General features: G+C 73.6%; 1 pseudogene. It reads left to right on the top strand.

Annotation, left to right across the window (positions count from 1 at the left end):
• Positions 1–480: 480 nt before the first annotated feature.
• A pseudogene (locus AB0F10_RS45705) lies at positions 481–1,379 on the top strand (peptidase M28); the annotation flags it as partial.

The following is a 1,379-nucleotide window of genomic DNA, read 5'->3' as shown; positions in this document are numbered from 1 at the left end:
GCGCCGGGTTCGCCGCGAGGGGTCCCGGCGCGGCGGGGTCGGCGCCGCACCCGGCCAGCATCGCGAGCACGGCGAGGGCCGGCAGCGCGCGGCGAGGCAGCCCGCGGCCGCCGGGGTTTTCGGCGGTCATGCCGGGCTCCCTGTAGAGGTGATGGGGAACGCGGCGGTCGCGTCCGGCTCCACCCTGCCTCGCTCCCCGGCCGCCCGGAGTCGTACTTTCGCCTCTGCCACGGCACTGACCAGGCCTTTTGTGGTTCACATCCGGCGCAGGGGCGCCCAGCGGAGCAGTTAGGCGACGCCCGGAACCGATGTGGCGAAGGGGTCATACCCGACTCTTGTCACCACGGCGTTACGAAGTCTCCTTTATTACCACCAGGCGAAGTTTCTCGCCATCCGTTCCACTGACGTCCATCTATGAATAGGTTTCACTTCACTGCCCATGAACCTCGCTCCCGAACGGGACGAGGGAAGGAGTGAAGCGTGCGACGAACCCGCCTCGCCCGAGCCGTCACCGCGCTCGCCGTAACCACGGCCTGCGCCGTCTCGGTCGTCTCGCCCGCCTCGGCCGCCTACCCGGCCCGGGCACCCGCCCCCGCACCGGGGCCCGCGGCCGCGGCCGACCGGCTCGTCGGCAGCGCCGCCGCCGCGCCCGCGCTGCGGCTGGCCCCCGAGGACACGCTGCACCGCACCGGCGTGGTCGAGGGCACCCGCGGCCTGCGGTACGTCACCTATTCCCGTACCCACGCGGGCGTGCCGGTGGTCGGCGGGGACGTGGTGGTCACGACGGACGCCGCCGGCGCCGTCAAGGGCACCGCCGTCGCGCAGGGCACCACCATCGACGTCCCGGCCACCGCGACCGTCACCGCCGCCTCCGCCACCCGCAGGTCCGCGGCGCTGCTCGCCGAGGTCGACGAGACCCGGGCGGCCAGGCTGGTCGTGCTCGCCTGGAGCGCCACCCCGCGCCTCGCCTGGGAGACGGTCGTGTCCGGGCGCACGGCCGCGAACCGGCCCAGCGTCCTGCACGTCTTCGTCGACGCGCGCACCGGCGCCGTGCTCGACCAGGTCGACGACGTGCGCGAGGGCACCGGCAACGGCTACTACTACGGCGAGGTGTCCCTGGACACCAGCGGCACCGAGGGCGCCTACTCGCTGACCGACACGACCCGGCCGGGGCTCAAGTGCGGCGGCCAGAACGGCTCGGCCTACACCGGCACCGACGACGCGTGGGGCAACGGTTCGGGCACGAACCTGGAGACCGCCTGCGTCGACGCGCTGTGGAGCGCCCAGCGCGAGGCCGACATGTTCTCGGCCTGGTTCAACCGCAACGGCATCCTGGGCAACGGCAACACCCCGCCGATCCGGGTCGGGCTCGCCGACGT

This window comes from Actinoplanes sp. NPDC026623 (genome assembly GCF_040638275.1).
Taxonomy (GTDB): domain Bacteria; phylum Actinomycetota; class Actinomycetes; order Mycobacteriales; family Micromonosporaceae; genus Actinoplanes.
The sequence above is the reverse complement of the archived record's forward strand: the minus strand, read 5'-3'. Positions and strand labels throughout refer to the sequence as shown.